General features: G+C 49.6%; 17 protein-coding genes. 8 read left to right on the top strand and 9 right to left on the bottom strand.

From position 1 onward, the window contains the following. The first annotated feature begins 92 nt into the window (after positions 1-92). Complete coding sequence (locus DZK30_RS19690) at positions 93-2,432, top strand: T9SS type A sorting domain-containing protein (RefSeq protein WP_118975891.1); 2,340 nt, start codon at positions 93-95, stop codon at positions 2,430-2,432. 81 nt (positions 2,433-2,513) lie between these two features. On the opposite strand, the gene DZK30_RS19685 is transcribed toward DZK30_RS19690, so the two are convergent. Continuing rightward, entirely contained in the window at positions 2,514-4,142 is a 1,629-nt protein-coding gene (locus DZK30_RS19685) for an acyl-CoA carboxylase subunit beta (protein WP_118975890.1), read from the bottom strand. Between the two features lie 188 nt (positions 4,143-4,330). Here DZK30_RS19685 and DZK30_RS19680 point away from each other — a divergent pair, with 188 nt between their 5' ends. After that, the gene (locus DZK30_RS19680; RefSeq protein ID WP_118975889.1) at positions 4,331-5,410 is read left to right on the top strand and encodes an endonuclease; all 1,080 of its coding nucleotides are present in this window, start codon (positions 4,331-4,333) and stop codon (positions 5,408-5,410) included. Positions 5,411-5,822: 412 nt separating this feature from the next. On the opposite strand, the gene DZK30_RS19675 is transcribed toward DZK30_RS19680, so the two are convergent. Further along, entirely contained in the window at positions 5,823-7,493 is a 1,671-nt protein-coding gene (locus DZK30_RS19675) for a glycosyl hydrolase family 28-related protein (RefSeq protein WP_118975888.1), read from the bottom strand. A 332-nt stretch (positions 7,494-7,825) separates the two neighbouring features. Here DZK30_RS19675 and DZK30_RS19670 point away from each other — a divergent pair, with 332 nt between their 5' ends. The 3 genes from DZK30_RS19670 to DZK30_RS19660 all read left to right on the top strand — a co-directional run bounded on the left by DZK30_RS19670 (position 7,826) and on the right by DZK30_RS19660 (position 11,385). Then, positions 7,826-9,817 carry a glycosyl hydrolase family 28-related protein gene (locus tag DZK30_RS19670; RefSeq protein WP_162903263.1) on the top strand — a complete coding sequence of 664 codons (1,992 nt, stop codon included), beginning with the start codon at positions 7,826-7,828 and terminating at the stop codon, positions 9,815-9,817. Positions 9,818-10,084: 267 nt separating this feature from the next. Beyond that, the gene (locus DZK30_RS19665) at positions 10,085-10,921 is read left to right on the top strand and encodes a helix-turn-helix transcriptional regulator (RefSeq protein ID WP_118975886.1); all 837 of its coding nucleotides are present in this window, start codon (positions 10,085-10,087) and stop codon (positions 10,919-10,921) included. A gap of 11 nt (positions 10,922-10,932) precedes the next feature. Beyond that, positions 10,933-11,385, top strand: coding sequence for a DUF1440 domain-containing protein (locus DZK30_RS19660; RefSeq protein ID WP_162903262.1), 453 nt, complete (start codon positions 10,933-10,935; stop codon positions 11,383-11,385). A gap of 46 nt (positions 11,386-11,431) precedes the next feature. Here the strand turns inward: DZK30_RS19660 and DZK30_RS19655 are convergent, their stop codons facing one another. Beyond that, a complete protein-coding gene (locus DZK30_RS19655) occupies positions 11,432-13,543 on the bottom strand; it encodes an FG-GAP-like repeat-containing protein (RefSeq protein ID WP_118975884.1) in 2,112 nt (703 codons plus the stop codon). A 275-nt stretch (positions 13,544-13,818) separates the two neighbouring features. Between DZK30_RS19655 and DZK30_RS19650 the strand changes: the two genes are divergently transcribed. The 3 genes from DZK30_RS19650 (at position 13,819) to DZK30_RS19640 (ending at position 15,568) form a co-directional block, all read left to right on the top strand. Beyond that, positions 13,819-14,265, top strand: coding sequence for a DUF1801 domain-containing protein (locus tag DZK30_RS19650; RefSeq protein WP_118975883.1), 447 nt, complete (start codon positions 13,819-13,821; stop codon positions 14,263-14,265). A gap of 256 nt (positions 14,266-14,521) precedes the next feature. After that, positions 14,522-14,668: a hypothetical protein gene (locus DZK30_RS19645; RefSeq protein ID WP_240432955.1), complete on the top strand. Its 147-nt coding sequence runs from the start codon at positions 14,522-14,524 to the stop codon at positions 14,666-14,668. A gap of 81 nt (positions 14,669-14,749) precedes the next feature. Further along, entirely contained in the window at positions 14,750-15,568 is an 819-nt protein-coding gene (locus tag DZK30_RS19640; RefSeq protein ID WP_118975882.1) for a helix-turn-helix domain-containing protein, read from the top strand. 650 nt (positions 15,569-16,218) lie between these two features. Here DZK30_RS19640 and DZK30_RS19630 read toward each other — a convergent pair. The 6 genes from DZK30_RS19630 to DZK30_RS26500 all read right to left on the bottom strand — a co-directional run bounded on the left by DZK30_RS19630 (position 16,219) and on the right by DZK30_RS26500 (position 19,749). Beyond that, entirely contained in the window at positions 16,219-17,346 is a 1,128-nt protein-coding gene (locus DZK30_RS19630) for an FAD-dependent monooxygenase (RefSeq protein ID WP_118975880.1), read from the bottom strand. Positions 17,347-17,413: 67 nt separating this feature from the next. Continuing rightward, complete coding sequence (locus tag DZK30_RS19625) at positions 17,414-17,983, bottom strand: Crp/Fnr family transcriptional regulator (protein ID WP_118976001.1); 570 nt, start codon at positions 17,981-17,983, stop codon at positions 17,414-17,416. A 259-nt stretch (positions 17,984-18,242) separates the two neighbouring features. Further along, the gene (locus DZK30_RS19620; RefSeq protein WP_118975879.1) at positions 18,243-18,470 is read right to left on the bottom strand and encodes a hypothetical protein; all 228 of its coding nucleotides are present in this window, start codon (positions 18,468-18,470) and stop codon (positions 18,243-18,245) included. A gap of 268 nt (positions 18,471-18,738) precedes the next feature. Beyond that, a complete protein-coding gene (locus DZK30_RS19615; RefSeq protein ID WP_118975878.1) occupies positions 18,739-19,017 on the bottom strand; it encodes a hypothetical protein in 279 nt (92 codons plus the stop codon). A gap of 179 nt (positions 19,018-19,196) precedes the next feature. Further along, the gene (locus DZK30_RS19610) at positions 19,197-19,454 is read right to left on the bottom strand and encodes a hypothetical protein (RefSeq protein ID WP_118975877.1); all 258 of its coding nucleotides are present in this window, start codon (positions 19,452-19,454) and stop codon (positions 19,197-19,199) included. A gap of 160 nt (positions 19,455-19,614) precedes the next feature. Continuing rightward, complete coding sequence (locus DZK30_RS26500) at positions 19,615-19,749, bottom strand: hypothetical protein (RefSeq protein WP_262706917.1); 135 nt, start codon at positions 19,747-19,749, stop codon at positions 19,615-19,617. Positions 19,750-19,767 lie beyond the last annotated feature (18 nt).

The following is a 19,767-nucleotide window of genomic DNA, read 5'->3' as shown; positions in this document are numbered from 1 at the left end:
ATACTTTATTTATAAGTTTTACGCTTTAAAAATGCGCAAGATTAGATATTAGAGTACATTTGTATTCAAACCAATAAATTTCCAACACAATCATGAACAGTACATTTACCCTGCGCAGGCGCATGCCTGGTATGGCTATATGCTATACCCTCTTTTTTTCCTTAATGTCCTATACTGCACTATCGCAGATCCAGCTGGTACAGTGGACGAATTTTTTTTCCGGTCCTCCGGTTGATGCCACATCATACTTGGCGATGAATTCCGGCAAGCAATTGACCAATGGTGGACAGGGATCGGCCTTCGTCTCGGGTGGCCAGTATATCGCCAACAACTGGAGCGTAGGCAATTACTTCCAAGCCAACTTTTCTACTGTAAACTATTCGTCCAACACCATTACCTTTCTCCTTGGCGCTTTTGAATTCGGTGCGAAGAATTTCAAGCTTCAGTATGCTACCGGAACCGCGACTAATTTCCAGGACTTCGGCAACACGATTACCTTCCCTTCACCCGGCGGCGAGGGTACTTACACCTATAATCTGCCGACAGCCTGTAATAACCAGGCCAACGTGTATATCCGCATCACGGCCACATCGGCCTCAAACGGAGGCGGCGATTATTGGGACGATGTGGAAGTAAAAGGCCTGGCTATGACTGCCCCTTCTATTACCAGCCAGCCTTCCAACAGCACAATATGTGAAGGCGCCGACGCTACCTTTACCGTAACAGCCAACAACGCCATTTCGTATCAATGGCAGTTCCGGTCATCTTCTTCCGGCACTTTTGCCAATTGCCCCAGCAATACCATCTATGATAATGAAACTACAGCAACATTGACAGTGAACAATGTAACCACTGCCATGAGCGGCTATCAGTTCCGTTGCGTTGTAACCGGTGGTACCACACCCAACGCCACCAGCAACAATGCAACCATGACCGTGAATGCCTACGGTACATGGAACGGATCGATGAACGCCAACTGGGACAATCCCTCCAACTGGAATTGCGGACAAGTACCGACCGCTACAACCAATGTAACCATCAACAGCGGCGGTACGCAGCCCATTATTAATGTAGGCACCGCTACCTGCAACAACCTTACCATCAACAGCGGCGCTACGCTCAGCTTTACCGGAACGACCAACCAACTGGACATTAAAGGCACAGCAAGCGGCGCCGGCACACTGAACGGCACGGGCGGCAAGGTGATCTTTTCCGGTACTGGCGCACAAACCATTCCCGGAGGCACTTACAAGGATCTGCAGATGAACGGCGCGGGTAGCAAGACCCTCGGCGGTAATGCTACAGTAAATGGTATCATGACTTTCACCAGCGGTACCCTTACACTTGGAAGTAATAACCTTACCATCAGCGCTACCGGTTCCATTGCTTCCGGCGCAGGCCCCAACTCTTTCGCGGTAACCAATGGCACCGGTATGTTGGTGAACCAGAATATTGGCGCAGGCGGCAAAACAGGCAGCTACAACTTCCCGGTAGGCGCTACCGCCACCTCTTATACGCCACTCATCCTGAACAATGCTACCGGCACTGCCGATAACTTCAGCGTACAGGTAAAGAATGGTGTTTACTCCAGCTATAGCGGCACAACCGGCACCGGCGCGATCACTGCCAATGTGGTGAACAAAACCTGGTTTGTATCGGAAGGTACGGTCGGTGGCTCCAATGCTACCGTGCAGCTCACCTGGAACGAGATCGATGAAGCGGCCACCTTTGTCCGTGCGGCTTGTTGCGTGTCGCACTATACCGGCGGCGCCTGGAATCCTGCTCCCCTGGGCTTTGCCGGCGGCGCCGATCCTTATTCGATGTCCCGCTCCGGTATTACCAGCTTCTCTCCCTTTGGCGTAGGCAGCACAAACAGCCCGCTACTGCTTGACCTGCTTACCTTTTCCGGTAAAAGGGTGAGCAGCGATATTGCCCTGAGCTGGGAGACCGCCAATGAAAAGGCCGTAAGATCCTTTGACATAGAGCGCTCGGCCGATGGCGAGCAATTTGCCGCCGTAGGTACAGTAGCTGCTGCTAATCGTGATGCAAAGAACAGCTATAGCTATACCGACAGGAATGCACCCGCCAGCGCTTTGTATTACCGTCTTAAGATGATCGATATAGATGGCGCGAGCAAGTATTCTACCGTTGTGCGCATTGCCGCCGCCGGTACCGATGCTGTCGTCCTCTATCCCAACCCGGTTAAAGACGGCGTGCTGAACATCCAGCTTAATGACAAGATCACTTCGGGCCTTGCGCTCATCATTACCGACGTAGCCGGCAAGGTCGTGCGCTCGGAGCAAAGGACCGGCGTACAGGGCAACGGACAGCTGATCGGCATTTCTGTAAAAGCCCTGCCCGCAGGCAGCTACTTCCTTCGTATCGATGCCAATGGCACTACCATCAGCAACACACGCTTTGTGAAGCAATAGGCATTACGACTACCTTTTAAAATGCAGAAGCCCGCGACCGTAAAGGATCGCGGGCTTCGCTTTTTCTTAATCTGAGAAAAATCAGACCTGGAATACACCGGCTTTCCATTCCCTTTCTATAGGGGCATGATTGGCCGCGGCGATACCTTCGGAAATAACCTTGCGGGTATCGGCCGGATCGATGATCTCGTCTACCCAAAGCCTTGCCGCTGCATAGTAAGCCGATGTCTGGTTGTTGTAACGATCAGTGATCTTCTGTAACAATTCCTTTTCCTTTTCCGGATCGATCTCTTCACCTTTCGATTTAAGCGCGGCCACCTGTATCTGGAGCAAGGTCTTTGCCGCCTGCTCGCCGCCCATTACCGCGATCTTGGCGTTGGGCCAGGCATAAATAAAGCGGGGATCGTAAGCCTTTCCGCACATGGCATAATTACCGGCGCCATAGCTATTGCCGATCACGATCGTGATCTTGGGCACCACGGAATTGGCTACGGCATTCACCAGCTTGGCGCCATCCTTGATAATGCCTGATTGCTCGCTGCGGGTGCCTACCATAAAGCCGGTCACATCCTGGAGGAATACCAGCGGGATCTTTTTCTGGTTGCAGTTCTGGATAAACCGAGCGGCCTTATCGGCACTATCGTTATAGATTACACCGCCCAACTGCATTTCCTTCTTGCCGCTTTTGACGATCGTGCGCTGATTGGCTACGATACCAACCGCCCAGCCATCCACACGACCATAGCCGCAAACGATGGTCTTGCCGTAATCCTCCTTGAACTGATCAAATTCTGAGTTGTCGACCAGCCGCTCGATCACTTCCACTACATCGTAAGGTTTGGTATTATCGGAGGAAACGATGCCATAGATCTCTTTGGTCTCCTTTGCAGGCAATGCGGGCTTTGCTCTGTCGAAGCCGGCCCGGGGCTGCTCGCCCAGCTTATCGATAATACGCCGTACCTGGTCAAGGCAATCCTGTTCTGTGTCAAATTTATAATCGGCTATGCCGCTGATCTCGGTATGCATTTTGGCGCCGCCCAGGGATTCTGCATCGGCATCCTCGCCTATGGCGGCTTTGACCAGGTAGGGACCTGCCAGGAAAATAGAGCCGTTGCCTTCGACCATAAGCGTTTCATCGCTCATGATGGGCAGGTAAGCGCCGCCGGCGACACAACTGCCCATTACAGCAGCGATCTGCGTAATGCCCATGGCGCTCATTTGCGCGTTGTTGCGGAAGATGCGGCCAAAATGTTCCTTATCGGGGAATATCTCGTCCTGCATGGGCAGGTATACGCCCGCGCTGTCGACAATATAGACGACCGGCAGGCGGTTTTCCATGGCAATTTCCTGCAGGCGCAGGTTCTTTTTACCAGTAATGGGAAACCAGGCTCCTGCTTTTACGGTATTGTCATTGGCTACAATCACACACTGCCGCCCCTGGATATAGCCCAGGCCGCCAATGGTACCACCGGCAGGACAGCCGCCTTCTTCCTTGTACATATCGTAGCCGGCGAAGGCGCCGATCTCGATGAACGTGCTGTCTTTATCAATGAGGTATTGGATCCGCTCGCGGGGCGCCATTTTATTTTTGGCCCTGGCCTTATCCATAGCCTTTTTGCCGCCGCCTTCCTCTATTTTGGCGAACCGCTGCCTGAGCTGGCTGAGGGCCAGGCGCATAGCATCATCGTTTTTATTGAATTCCAGATTCATCAATGCTCATTTTAAGGCGGTAAAAATAATAGATTTATCACAGCATTGCGGCATTTAACCCCGGCCGGCCCGTTAATTATCCCAATTTTTTTAAAGACAAAGCAGGTTACCTTAATATTAAGAATGTGGGATGCGGCGACCGAAAAATACATTTAGGTCTACCTTTGCCAGTCAATTTCTTCCATTGCATGCATAAATATCTATTGCTGTTGAGCCTGGTCTGCTGCCAGCTCAGCTATGGCCAGGCCCCCACCGGTTACTACGATGCTGCCGCCTCGCTTCATGGCGTTCCGCTAAAAGCCGCGTTGCACAACATTATTAAAAACCACAACGTAATTTCTTATAATGATTTGTGGACAGCCTATCAGACTACAGATAAGAAAGCAAACGGCAAAGTATGGGATATCTATTCCGACCGGCCGGGAGGTACACCGCCTTATGAATATAGCTTTGTCAGCGACCAATGTGGCAATTATACCGGTGAAGGCCAGTGTTACAACCGGGAGCACTCCTGGCCCAAGACCTATTTCAACGATGTGCCGCCCATGAATTCGGACCTGTTTCACATCTATCCCACCGATGGCGCAGTGAACGGCAAGCGGGACAACGATCCCTATGGCGAAGTAGACGCCCCGTCCTGGCAAAGCCAGAACGGTAGCCGCTCAGGCCCCAATAACTATCCGGGCTACTCGGGCACGGCCTTTGAGCCTATCGATTCTTTCAAGGGAGATCTCGCCCGTACTTATTTTTACATGAGCACCCGTTACTATACCGAAGATAACGGCTGGAAGGACTGGGCCATAGCCGACAAAGCCGACCTGAAACCCTGGGCCATCGCCATGCTGCTGGAATGGCATCATATGGACCCGGTAAGCCAGAAAGAGATCGACCGCAACAATGCTATCTATGTTCTGCAGCATAACCGTAATCCCTTTATCGATAACCCCGACTTTGCCGACTGCATCTGGGGCGACGCCTCGGCTTGCACCACGACGCCGGTATCTATCGCTTCGGTAGATGTATCGGGTAAGATACGGCTCTATCCCAATCCCGCTACGAACCAGGTCCGGGTCGACCTGTCGCTGCTGCCGCCCGCCGAAACCCTGGCATTGGATCTGCTGAATACACAAGGCCAGCTGCTCTATCACAAAGATCTGAACAAGGCAGGTATCACCACGATCGACCTGAGCAGCTATGCTAAAGGACTCTACTGGCTGAGGCTTCATTCGGCACGTGCTACAGGTATTAAGAAGCTGGTGATCCGCTAAGCAACATTTCTTTTGATAAAACCGCTATAAAATGTACAAGCGCCTCACGCTGCTGTGGGGCGTTTGATGTAAACTATCTTCCGGCGGTGGCGAAGCCTGGTATCCATAAGAAAAAAGTGACCCCAGGGCCATTTTTTTTGTTGAACGTATGAGATCAAATAGTGCTGAACGGCGCCCAACTGCCGGGGCTTCCTGCAGTTTGGCAAACCCATCCAAGAGGATCGGAAGTAGTATATCCGTGTTATAAAAATTGCTCAGGGCATTTAGGCGATAACGAGGTTAGATAACATAAAAAAATGACCGCCCCTGCATTTGCTTGCGCAAATAGAGAAGGCGGCCATTACTTATGGGATATTCTGGTGGCGTTTTGTATTGACGATACCATCGTTACCCGGTAATCGATTTGGAGGGGTTATAGAATGCTCAGCGGCTCCCAGGTTCCCGGCGTTCCGGCTACAGTGCATACCCAACCGGAGGGGCTTCCCGAGGCAGGTGCATCGTTGAAGATCACATCGCTTGCTTTGAACGTGCCGCTCACCGGTACCGAAGACATCTGATAAAAATCGGGACGCCGTACAATGTGCAGGTTGTTTATGTTGGGGAATGCAGGGTTGCCCGAATTGGTGACGATCAAGCCATTCAGCGTATTATTGCTGACTTCTATCTCGGCCGAAGAATCATCGAACCAGAAATGATTCCCGGTTATACCCGCGCTCTTATTGTTTTGTGCAACCATTTTTCCTTGTCCGTAAAAAAGATAGCCTACAAAGTTAGGGTACCCGGCGTTGTAGGTTGGGGTAAAACTATTGTGCTCACACAGCACCAGACTGGCTGCAAAGGCGCTGTAGAACTGACAGGTATGTACATTGCCACGAACCTCAAGGTAACTATTGGTCTCATAAGATACCGCCCTGATGTCAAAATTGGAAACGGTGTTGGTATTGTTGCTGACGAGCACATAGCTAAACCCACCGATATTCAGACCACCGAAATCACTGTTGTTGCAGAAATTGTACCGTCCTTTAAAGGTTATTCCATCTCCGGAGGGAATAAGACCACCACCTTTGTTGTTATAAAAGCTAAAGTCAGAAACATAAAGCGATGCCGGGTCAAGCGGAAATTTACGCACGGTAACTACAGGGAGGTCTGTATTGCCTGTGAAAGTAACCTGCTTGCAGGGGCAGCCGATAACGTCTACAAGATTGGTGTTGTTCTCAAATGTATTTTCGGCAAAGAGCAGATTTTCGGAAACATTGATTACTATCGGCGCCGCATAAGAATAATCCTTCGCTTCCCCATAATTCGCATTACCGCAATCGTCCAGGATATTGTCGCGACAGACGATATTCGCAGTGGCTTCCACATGAATACCACTACGACATTTGACAATGTGATTGTTTTGGATGAAGGCTTCTCCCTCACAGATATCCACGGTAATACCTGCCCTGCTTATGGTGGAAATAAAACAGTTCTCTACCCGAAATCCTTTACCACATTTGTAAAATAAAATACCATCGGCAGAAAAGGCCGTATTGGTATCACCGATACAGGTAATACCACTTATACGAATAGAGGAAGTAGCCGAACCGGTAAAATAAACACAGTGACCTCCGGTATTCTTCACGGTTAATCCGGGCAGGATAGTGACATTGCGTACGTTAGTTCCCGAAAGGGTACTGTTTAGCGAGCCGTCCAAAATAGCACCCCGCCCATTTATTGTTATGCCATCCTTGACGGCAATGCCACCTGTTATCGTGTAAGTGCCTGGTGGTATCAACAATTCCCCGCCTTCTGCGGCTAACGCTTCTATAGCCTTATTCATTGCCTGTGCCTGGTCTGTAGGAACGCCGGTTTGTGCGCCAAACCATTTCACACTTACACTCTCGTTGAATATCCTTTTCCATCGTCCGGTGGTAGTGGTAGAAGACGCAATAATCGTACCGCCGTTGTCTGTTGCCGTGTTGGAAGCATCCCAGTAAAATGTACCGCCGCCGCCGTCGCCGGGATTATAATATCCCAGTACGGTAACTACATCCGTTCCTGTAGTAGCTGCCCTTAAGGCAGTAATGTTGTTCAAAGTCATAAAATCAATTTTGATTGGTGAATAATAGATTTATGAGGCAAAGTAAAGCAACGCTTACGCCATGACACGGCGTTTGGGATCGTGATCTCAGGGCTTTTTCTCCTGTATTGTAGTAATAGCCGGAGTTACTTGCTGTCTGGATTAAGAGAGGCCATCATAAAGTCCTGGTCGTGACGACCGCCATCCTTTTTCTATGCTATTCCTGAAAGAGTAGGCACCGCCATCTGATGCACCAGGAACGCGCAATATTTTTTACCGGCCTCATCCTATACGCCGCATCCTGGCGGCCGGCGATAATAGATTTGCGTTATTCTAAAATCCTAAACCCTTTTATGATGACGATTACAAACATTGCTGCTTTAACCAGCACGACTCCTTCGGGAACAGATACGGCTACCGTATTGGGCTACTACCAGGCCGGCGACGGTGGCGGCGGTACATTTTATTGGGACGCTCTTTCCACCGAAGATGCCGATCAGGGCACGATCTTCCTGTTAAATGGCTCTTCGGCACCAGGTCGCTGGAAGCGCCTTTACGAACCACCGCTTAACGTCAAATGGTTCGGCGCCAAAGGCGATGGCGTTACCGACGATTTCGCAGCCATCCAGGCTACCATCAATTACCGTGGTGTGCTGACACCGGGAAGCACTATCGGCGAAATCTCTGCCCGCGGTGCCGGCTATACTGTTCTGCTGCCTGCTACAAAAGAAGGCTACAGGATCACTGCTCCGGTAAGGCTTCCCGGCTACTGTGCTTTAACCGGTGAAGTGGGCGGCGGCTATGATTTCCTGGGTATCCAGCAACAATCGGCGCTGATCGCAGATTTCGCCTCGCCTTACCATTGGGCAATAGAAACCGATACCTATATGAGCGCAGCAGGTACCGGGCCTATAACAGCCATACCCTACGACGGCATTGCCGTCACAGGAGCGGTAGGTAATGGCTGGATCAGTGCCTGCAGCGGCGTCAGGGTCGAGTATGTCAGCATTGTTGTGCCCAGCGGCAAGCGCTTGTTTGGCGGCATCCGTATCCTGAACGGCGGTGGCGCCAAGATCAGGAATTGCTTTGTGTTTGGCGCCGATATTGGCATCCTGCTGTCGGCCTGCTGGGGCGCTACTGAGGTTCAGGCTCAAACACTGACGTATAAGGCCGGTGTGATTGCGATGAACTCCAATAATAATTGTACGGTCAACGGCTATTACGATCGCGTTGATGTGACGCCGCTTCCCGAGACAACGACCTTCTTACAAGAAGTCTTCCCCATTGATGCCGATATTCCTGCAGGATATGCCGCCAAGACCTTCGGCTTCCTGAACAACTATAGCTACGGGTCTTCTTCTACCTCGCTCATTACGGAGCATTGGGACGTAGGCGTGGCGGTATGCAATGGTACTTATTCCTGCAGCGCGCTGTATGCCGAAGCCTGCCATGATGAAGCTATCATGACCTTTACCGCTCATGCCGTCTTTAACGAAGTGACCGGGGCCAGCAATGGGAAAACGTTGCGGGCCGGAACCCTGAGCGATCTGTTTTTCGGTGTGGTCGATCAGCTCGACACACCTTTTACTACGCATGACAGCATTTCCCGCTACCAGAGTCAGATCTCCGTACCGGCTACCATCGCCGCCTTTTATCCCGACAGGAATATTATTCCGCGTGTAGAACGGGATGTTATTTACTTGCAAAGCACCGGTAGCGACGACAACCACGGCTTCCTCGAAACGTGCCCGGTCAAGACCCTGGCCACGGCGTTAAAACGTGCCATGGCCGGACAGACGCCTTACTACAACAGCACAAACCCTGCGGAGCAAACAGCGGCCGCAAAAAAGATCGTGATCCTCGATACCGCCAATTATTCGCTGGATACTACCGTTTCCTTAGAGAGCGCAAAGGTGGTCATCGTTGGTGGGCAGGCAACCCTTACTTTTGGCGGCAGTTGGATATACCTGTACGATGCTACCCTGGTATTGCGGAACCTTAACATCGTAAATAGTGCCCCAGGCAGCTGGAACAATATGTGTATCTGGACAACAGAAGGCAGCAACAGCCTGACTTTCGAAAGCTGTACGGTAAGCCTTGATCCTGGCAAGGCGCTGGTTGGTCTCGACTACTACGGCGCGTCGATGCTGCATGTATCGGTTAACAACACCACGATATCGGGCGATTCATCCTCGTTGGTAGTGCAAACCAGCTATGCCAATACCACGCCGCATTTCCTTACCTATATCTTCGGCAACCAATCGGCGCTCGCTTCGGGCCTGGCGGGGAGGAGCGACAAAGGCATTAATCTGCCTGCAGCGTGGATCATTAAATCCAATGCCTGATAGCGTTCAGTCAAAACAAGTGTGGCTGGGCCGTCTAAAGGTAGCCGTCGGGTTTACCTGGAGCGATCCGGCTCGCAAAAGAAGTCTCAAGCCTGTTGCATCTGGTTCCACCCGGTGTGACGGGCCTGAGGCCTTTTGAAGACAGCCTCATAACGTAAAAATGTAAGAAAAGCCATCGGGTAGGGGCATTGCCTGTTTACCAGGCATATTCGCGGCTGCATCACTGCAACAGCATGCAGTGATGCCGATAATCCGTAATTTTCCGGAATGAGTGTTGTCGAAGTTTTACCAGGCGCGCATTGGCGTGCGCATATCGCAGCCTATTGGGTAAGGCAAACGGAACCGGATACAGGGCCTTCCGGCAGAAGGGTCTATGCCGATGGCTGCGCCGACCTCATTTGTAATGCTGGCGACAGCATAGCTTATTTTCACCCGATGGCACAGGGACAGCACGCAATCCCTCTATATCCGGGACAATTATATCTTGGTGGAACGATGACCGCCTATGGCGTGCTCGGAAGCGAGGCGTGCTGCTTGCTAACGGGCATCCGCTTTTGGCCAGGTGGCTTTTATGCCCTGTTCTCACAAACAATGCAGCCTGCTGTCGATACGCTCGTTGCATTTCCCGATGAAGGCCTGCGCACGCTGATGCGTGATGTTGAAAATCTGAGTACAAATCTGGACCAATGGTGGGAACAGCAATCTGCGGCAGGAGTACTGCATAGTGCCGGCGGCTACGATTTCACATGGCTCCGGGAGCGGATGTACGCTTCGGGAGGCCAGGTATCGGTTGAAGCACTGGCGCAGGAGATGCATGTGAGCAACCGGACACTGGAACGCATCTTCAAAAAAAATGTCGGTATTCCGCCTAAGGAATTCCTGCGCATTGTCCGTTTCCAGGAAGTATTGCGGCGCCTGCGGGAAATAGCGGGGAGCCCCGCATCAGCATCGGCGACAAAGGAAAGCCTGTTACGGATCGCCTTCGAACTAGGCTATTACGACCACGCGCACCTCACCAACGAGTTCAAAAAGTATGCAGGCATTCTGCCATCAGAATTGTCGCATTTTTACAAAACAGGGATACCAGGTGGCCAGTACTTTTGATCAAAAAAATTATGGTCATTCTGATTACAGGACTCATCGCAGGCAGCCTGGATTTCATGGCGGCAGTACTGCTTTTTGTTTCCCGCAGCAAGCAAAGGCCTTCGGTATTGCTACGGTATATTGCCAGCGCGGCTTTTGGTTCCCGGGCATTCAGCGGCGGCTCAGGCATGGCATTGCTGGGACTAGGCTTTCATTACCTCATCGCCTTCTTCTGGGCTGCTGTCTATTTTGTCGTTTTTCAACGGATATTTACCTGTGGCACGGGAGTGCTTGTCAATGCGATCGTATACGGGCTCTTCGTATGGGTGATCATGAATCTTGTGGTGCTCCCGCTTTCGAAGGCAGCACCAAGGCCGTTTTCGGCTCCGGTGGCCCTCATCAATATTTTGATCCTGATTGTTGCGATCGGCTTGCCCTGCGCCTATGCAGCCAGTCATTATCCCTTGTTCTGGTCTGGTCTCTAAGTAGATGGACAATATGGGCGCCAGAGAAACATGCGAACCAGAGTAATTACTTCTTTTCCAGTTTGAGCGCGGTGGTTTTTCCCCCTTGCTTTATCCGGACGATATACATGCCCGGCAGGAGCGTGCTGATATCCATAGTGGTCGCCATGGCATTCACGTTCTTTTCCCATACGACCTTGCCGCCCATGTTTACCAGGTCGATCAGGGCCGGCGTATTGTCAAGGCCTGTGATGACAATCGTATTGCCTGCGGGATTGGGAGCAATCGCGGGCAGGGCTTCTATTGCCAGATTGATCCTGAGTACCTGGCTATAGGTAAAGGTTTCATCCCGGTCGATCATGCTCAGCCGGTAATAATTAGCAGGAGATAAGTTAGCATGGATGCAGGAATAATTGTTGGTTAAGCCGCTGCCATTCGTGGCGGGCACCGTCGCTATCCTTTCCCAGCTTTTACCATCAGGGGACCATTCTACTTCGAACCTGCTTACATTCTGTTCCGCTGTTGTTTGCCAGGAGAGCTGTACCTGCCGGTCGCCATTGATCAATTTGCCGGTAAAAGCGAGCAGTTTCAGTGGCAGCGTACCATTATTGTTGTTGGCCAATACCGATACAGTTGTGCCCGAGTATAAGTTTGTATTAGGATCATAGCCCGAGTTGGATACCACGAGGTCTGCTTTGCCGTCGTTATCCATATCTCCGATCACGGCGCTGTAAGGTGCCGTGCCGGTAGCAAAATCCACCTTAGCCGCAAAAGAGACCGTGCCGGGAGTAGAAGTATTGCGCAATATGGAAACGGTATTGCCTGCTGGTGTGCGTCCCCAATCTGGGATGGCTATATCGGCCTTACCATCGCCATTCATATCCCCGATACCCAGCAGGGATGGGCCGATGCCTGTGGTGAAGGTTTGCTGCGCCGCAGCAATGGTGCCGGGTACAGAGGTATTCCTGAGCACGGAGATTGTATTGTCATTATAATTGGAGGTGACGATATCGGTCTTGCCATCTTTATCGATATCGCCCAGAATAATGGAATAGGGCTGGTTACCAACGGTAAGGTCAACTTTGGGCGCGAGGCTGATCGTTCCGGGAGCAGACAGGTTGCGGAGAACAGACACCGTATTGCCCTGTGTCGCAAATTCACCTGCATTGGCAACGATTACCTCGTTCTTACCATCGCCGTCGATGTCGCCAATTTTTACATCGGCCGGGTTCCTGTTGGTCGTGTAATCGGTTTTCGCTGCAAAGCTGATGGTCCCTGGTACCGAAGTATTCCGTAGTACAGATACCCCTGTGATAGCAGGGCCCGCTCCGGTATAATAATTATTGACTACTGCCAGATCCGGCTTGCCATCGCCATCAAGATCGCCGATAGCAGCTGCATAAGGAGAATAAAAAGCCGCAAAATCGCCGGCATTCACAAAGGAGAGTGTTCCGGGCGTGGAGGTATTGCGATAAACGGTCACCGTCGATGCTAGTCCGGTAATGATTACATAATTGGTGATGACAAGATCGGGCTTGCCATCGCCATCCAGGTCGCCGGCCGTTACGTTGGAAATGCTAACCGTGGTAGAACCTGCCAGGTCCACCTTGTTGGCAAAGGATATGTTTCCGGCAGTAGAAGTATTCCTTAAGATCGAAATGAAATTGGTGGTATAACCGGAAGCCGTTATAATGTCTGCCTTTCCGTCTCCGTCCAGGTCGCAGGACAGGAGGCCCGCTGGTCCGGTAGTCACATTGAATGTTTGCTGGGCATTCAGATCTGCAGTCGTGATCGTAGGCTTGGGCGGCGAAAAGCTGTTGAGGTAACCGAATGGTGTATTCGACATGCCTGCCAGGTGCGTCGCCGTATTCAATACGGTAACGGGCTGGTAGGTTGCACCCTGGGGCGCTGTTACGGTAAGGCTCGTCGCAGATGCCGCCGTAACCGTAGCCTTTGTTGCGCCAAAAAACACGATGTTATTGGCCATCGTGGTATTGAAATTTGTGCCCGTTATCGTTACCGGGATACCTGTTGCACCGGCAGATGGTGTAAAGGAAGTGATCGTGGGCTGCGCAAGGACCAGCTGCTTACCGGTGTAAAATATTGTGAACAGCAGCAAAAGCCTTAGGCCCTGTAACCTTGGTGTAGCTACAGCAGACGTCTTGTATAATGGTATCATACCAAAACAGCATTTTAAAATAAATGGATAAGTTTGATCAAAGCGCACCAGTCCTTATTCTTCCACAAGCTACCGGGAAGGAATCGCTGTTACCAGCACGATCAGGAAGAGAACAGGTAAGGTTAAATTTCGATACGAAGTAAAGAAAATTTCAGGAAGCTAGACAATAACAAAAGAATATTTTTCGAATTTATCACGGCCGCTCTGTCGCCGCGCACAAAAAAAGACGAAATTTGAGAGGGACTATACAAGCAACCCATAATTTGATATTTTCTATGAACATACAAGAACAAATCCAGGCCTATATCGCCGGCCAGCCCGAACCCAAACGCACAGATATGCAAACGCTGCACCACATGGTTCTGGAAATAATGCCGGCATGCAAACTATGGTTCCTGGATGGTAAAAACAGTGATAACAAAACGGTTTCCAATCCCAATATAGGATATGGCGGTTATACCATAAAATACGCCGATGGAACCACCAAAGCATTTTACCAAATTGGCATGAGCGCCAATACAACCGGGATATCGATCTATATCCTTGGTATCAGCGATAAGACCTACCTGGCCAGAACGTTTGGTGAAAAATTGGGCAAAGCGAGTGTGACCGGGTATTGTATCAAGTTCAAAGCGTTAAAGGACATCAACATTGACGTGCTTGAAGCAGCTATACGGTATGGGTTCCAGGCTCAGGATGAAAAAGAGGAGCCGAAACTATAATTGGAGTGAAAACATGGGCTGAATACCGGTGATGAGTGCCTGGGAAATAAAGGAGGCACCTACTTCAAGATCAGCAAGAATAAATGGTATGCGCACCGGCATACGTCAAACATAAGCCTCCGGATAGCACAGACCACTTAGCGCTTTATAACGTAAGGAATTTACGTGATCCTTTAAACAAAGCAAATTAGGTCTTTTAAACAAAGTCACTGATGAGCAGGCCCTCTACTTTTGTTTTGGTAAAAACATTGAAAAAATGGAACAGAACAATTATCAGGGAGCTTTACAACAGCCAATTGGCTCCGGCTTCAATGTGAAGTCAACTGCAAACGATGTGATCAAAGGAATTGACCTTACCGGGACAACGGCAATCGCAACCGGTGGTAATATTTTTCTTCCTTGATTAAAATGCTTTTTTGAACAAAACGAAGCGCATACTATTTCTATTTTTGCAGTACTGGTTTCGTTCTTAAACAAAAAGATCGTGGAATACAAAGCCCGGTATATCACCGAAGACATAAAGCTTTCCAGTTATGAGGACAAGTTCTTCAAGTCTGACATTATGTTTGACCAGCACATGCTGGTGTGGTTCCTTTCGGGAGAGACCAAGATAGTTCAGGCCGATGCGACTTATTTTTTCGGGAAAGGCGATATTTTCCTGATACCCAGAAATCAGCTGGCCACCATTATCAACTATCCCAAAGACGGGCAGCCGCACAAAACCGTGGTGATGCATTTGTCGGTGGAGCGGCTCAGGGACTTTTATGCAAGCCGGAACATCAGATCCAAACCTTTAAAGGCGCAAAAGATCTACAGCTTCAGCAAGCATCCTTTACTGGAAAGCTGTCTGGCATCGCTCATCCCGTATTTTGATATGAAGGATATACCGGAAGAAATTGCTTCTATTAAGATAACGGAAGCCATCAGTATTCTGAGGACACTCGACAAAGAGATTGATCATATACTCGGCAATTTTGAAGAACCTGGTAAGATCAACCTGGTCGATTACATGGAAAGGAACTTCATGTTCAATTTGCCGTTGGAAAAATTTGGTTATCTCACGGGCAGAAGCCTCACTACTTTCAAACGGGATTTTAAAAAGGCCTTCGGCATGACACCGCAACGCTGGCTTACGCAAAAACGTTTGGAGCTGGCTCACTATCAGCTTGCCGAAAAGAAGAAAAAGCCATTAGATGTCTGTTACGAAGTGGGTTTTGAAAACCTGTCTCATTTTTCGTTCGCGTTTAAGAAGCAATTTGGATTTGCACCCAGTCATCTGATGGACAAAAATGTAGGCCCTTGATTGTAACAAAACATCCGCCGGTCCGGTCCCCAAAGCCAGGGATGGGTTTCCTCTATTGAAATAGCGCCGCATGTCAATTGCATTATGCGTACCTTTAATGTATGAGACACCAATTAAGGGAATCGTTCAGACTCCTGATACGCGCGAAGTTGTTTCGAGGTTCCCTTGGTGCCCCGTACGAATTCCTCTCTGCCCCACAATTTATGCTTGGTCTGGTGATGGCAGAATTCATCAAACGGTATCAGCGTAGCTTAAAATCGCATGATGAAATAATGGGCAAACTCGAGAACCTTTTGGGAAGCCCCGATGCCATCTTACGAACAATCCGCCATAATTAATATAGCCAGGTACTGCATCTTTGAATACAAGCTAAAGCCAATCGATATTCGACGCACCGCTTTATGCCCGGTCTATAGAACATTTTGTCCCCCACAACGCCTAATTACCACGCAGTAAAAAAGAAGGGTTGCGCAGGGCCCGGAAGGCTATCAGGAGCATCAGGTACAGGCAAATATATTTGATCATGAAACCATTTGATACGGCCGTTTCTAATAAATGGCGAAACTATGGAAACAGGATCAATGAGAAGGGGCGACCAGGAAACGCGCTCTTTCTACTCCCCGGCTATCCGGCCCCTTCCTTCTTCCCTGTCATACCTCATCCAGCGCAAATATTTTTTCGAGTTGTTTTGAATTGATCCGTGCCGGTGTGGCCTTCATGATCATATTGCGCAAGGCAATGCCCCAGGGGTTTTTGAGCTGCGCCAGCTTGCCTATGCGCCAGCTGGTATTGACAACGTAATGTGCCTTTTGCTTCCTGATATCGGGATACCGCAGTAAGGCCTCCGCTATAGAATATTGTCGCAGCAGCTTGCCTAATACGTAGGCGTCTTCGATCGCCTGGCAGGCGCCTTGTCCCAGGTTGGGCGTGGTAGCATGCGCTGCATCACCCACCAGGCATACCCTGTCGCGTGTCCATTGGTGTGCGGGTTTCAGATCCAGTAGCGGTGCTACGATCCATTGTTCTTTTGGCGTTGCCCGTACCATTTGCGCCGCTAAGGGATGAAAGTCTTCCAGGAAAGGGAAAATATCGGTAGCAGCATCGGCAGGCGGGCTGTCGATCAGCAAATACCAGTATGTCTGATGTTCGTTCAATTGCACGAAGCCGAAGCGTTTGCCTTTGCCCCAGGCTTCGTTGAGCTCATGACGATAGGCGCCGGGTAAGGTAAGTCCGGCCACGCCTCTCCAGCAGGTCTGCCCGGCGTCCCTAAGCTCGTTTTCTGGAAACAAGGTTTTTCTCACCATGGACCGTATACCATCGGCGGCGATCGCATATGCCGCTGTGACCTGCGATCCGTCCGCGAAAGAGAGGAGGCAGCTATCTTTTTCAAGGCTTATCTGTTTCAGCTGCTTGCCTGTTACGATATGCTCCCGACCCACGGCTTCCATGAGCACACGGTGCAGGTCTGCCCGGTGAATGGCAATATTGGACAGGCCATATTTCTGCTCAAAGCAGGCCAGGTTGCTGGACGATAGCTTTTCCAGCCCGGGCCGGGTAAGGTTCAGCACCGAAATGCGATTGCCTTGCTGTGCAACGGCTTCCGCGATACCCCAATGGCAGAACACCTGCATAGCATTACTGGCAATGATAATGCCGGCGCCAACCGGTCTTATCGCAGCCGCGCTTTCATAAACGGTGAACGGAATACCTGCTTGCTTTAATGCCAGGGCGGTGCTCAGCCCGCCTATCCCGGCCCCGATAACAGTTACTTTTGTCATAAGCTATGCTTGTTAGGTTATAACTGCAAAATTGCGGCGGCGGCGGCCACAAAGACGTTCACCTAAGTTAATTAATAAGCCGCTTGCGTATGCGGCTCAGCGATTGCGGTGTAATACCCAGGTAAGTCGAAATGTATTTCAACGGTATCTTGCAAATGATCTCCGGCGATTTTTGCAAAAGATTGAAATAACGTTCTTCGGGGCTGAAAAACAGCAGCTCCTCTATCCTGCGTTTTGCTTCCAGGAAGCATATATCCGATATGGTCCTGCTGAACCGGAGCCAGGAAATATCGCTTGCGATCAGCTCGTCGAGACGCTTCTTATCAAACAGCAGCACCTCCGTATCCACCGCCGCTTCAATAATGAAAGCCGACCGTTTCCCGGTGATATAGCTTTCATAATCCCCGAAAAAATCGCCATTGACCTGCAGCAAAAAGCTGATATCTATGCCCTGGTCGTTGATGCAATAAGTCCTTACCGCACCACTCTTGATATAACCCAATTGATTGTATACCGTATCCCGTTCAAACAGGATACTGCCTTTTTTATAGCATCTTGTTTCAGCGGTCGAGAGAAATGCCTGCAGCATTTCTTTGTTTAATCCTAATCTTTCGGAGAATGAAATGTGCTGTATCATGGAAGCCGGCATTCTTTTGCCGCTGTAAAACTAAGAAAACGCAGCGCCTGTTTTGCTCAGTCTCGTCCCATTTGAAAGCGACGCAAAAGGCCAGAACTATGAAAGAGGGCGGTAGTTACGAATTTTGCCCGGAATGGAAGGAAAGGGAATGGCATAAAAAAAGCCAGGCTAAAAATAACCCGGCGCATACTCACCTTTTACTCGTAGAACTAGCTACGGTTGATATAACATAATTATTCAAATTAAGTTCGCCCTCCTGTCAGCTTAACTGGTATGCTGACCGAAAAACCTTTTCCTGTGCTACGGCATAGGCTGTGACCAGCCTGCCAAAAAATTTAAGGTTCTCTATGCATTCCTCTCGATCGTAAAATGAACCGGCCGAGCTACCCAAAAGGGCGCCGGTTTGCGGGTGCCTGATGCTCCAATGCCAGTCTTTCTGTTCCTCATTCTGATAAACCTCGATAGTCGGTAGCTGTTGATTGTGCATGATTTTAATAAATTAGAAATGCAAAGGTCACGGGTTTTGTTTATATAAATTAGCCCTAATATCTATAATTTATAAACCCCGTTTATGTATCCTCATAAAGTTACTACAGTATGAGTCAAAATATACAGACAACAGGTATTTATCTTTTTTATCGTAAGATAAATATTGGATACTAAGCTGCTTTTTGACTGTGTTTAAACCAGGTACAGCAATAAAAAAAAGTCCCGCTGGGGGACATTTTGAAAATTTTAACGTATCGGTCTTCCGGTTAGGCCTCTGCGGGCACTTTTTCGATCTCCCGCCCGATAATCGTCGCCAGATCTTCCGGCAACATATTATCGTTGATAAAATGCCAGCAATAGCCTTCCTCCTGTTGCCTGCTCCCCTGAAGCTCATAAAGCTTGTCGTAAAGGATCACAGAAAATAAGCTATTCTGTGGCGTGCGGTAGCCTGTGGCTTTGAACCGCATATCGTAGTTGCCGATCTTTACGGTAGCATCGATATGGATCTTGTTTGCTGTGTTGTTGTTGCTGTTATTCCATTCCATAATTGGACCGCTCGTTTTTAGGTATCGATTATCAATGCTACAACGAACAGCAAGCATGATGGTTCACACGGCGCTGTTCCTTGTGTATGCTATTTTAACGGAGGAAGAGCCAACTTATTTTGCGCCCATGAAAAAGCCCCGCTGGAGCAGGGCAGATGAAACAATCGCAGCATGGGAATTCAGATGGTGGACTCAAAGGCATCCGGTGAAAAATAGATCATTCGCCTATTGTTCATTTTTAGCTTCGCGAGGATGACTTCCGGGTTGAAGGGGCTGATGTGGATATAGTATTGCAACAATTCTCCCCTATCGTCTGTTAGCGTACGTAGTTCACTGCAATTCAAATGCGCGAACTCGTCGTAGGTAAGACCAAGTAAGCTGGCCATTTTACCCTCGGAGGGTAGCCTCCGGGTTACAATTGTCCTGTTATAGCGCATAGTCAATGGTTTGGTGCCATAAAATTACGACAAGGCGTAGCTATACGGGACAATTCCTGCGAAGATTTATGATTTTTTTAAATATCGGAGCATAAAAGACCGATAGCCTTTGCCTGGAAAGGCATTGACCGGTATCGTTATGGGCTATATGGCCCTGCATCTAGGCAACAGAGGCTTCATCCTCAGGACTTACTGTCAGAATTAGCTCTATAAGCTTTTTCTCCGTGCGCAGGAGCTTTTGATAAAGCTGGTATTCCGGCATATTTTCCAGGTAATTTCTATCTTGAGCATTCATGGCTTAAAATTATTAAAG

It is taken from the genome of Taibaiella koreensis, assembly GCF_003545715.1.
Taxonomy (GTDB): Bacteria; Bacteroidota; Bacteroidia; order Chitinophagales; family Chitinophagaceae; genus Taibaiella; species Taibaiella koreensis.
Note: the sequence above shows the minus strand (reverse complement) of the source record. Positions and strands in the feature narration are given on the sequence as shown.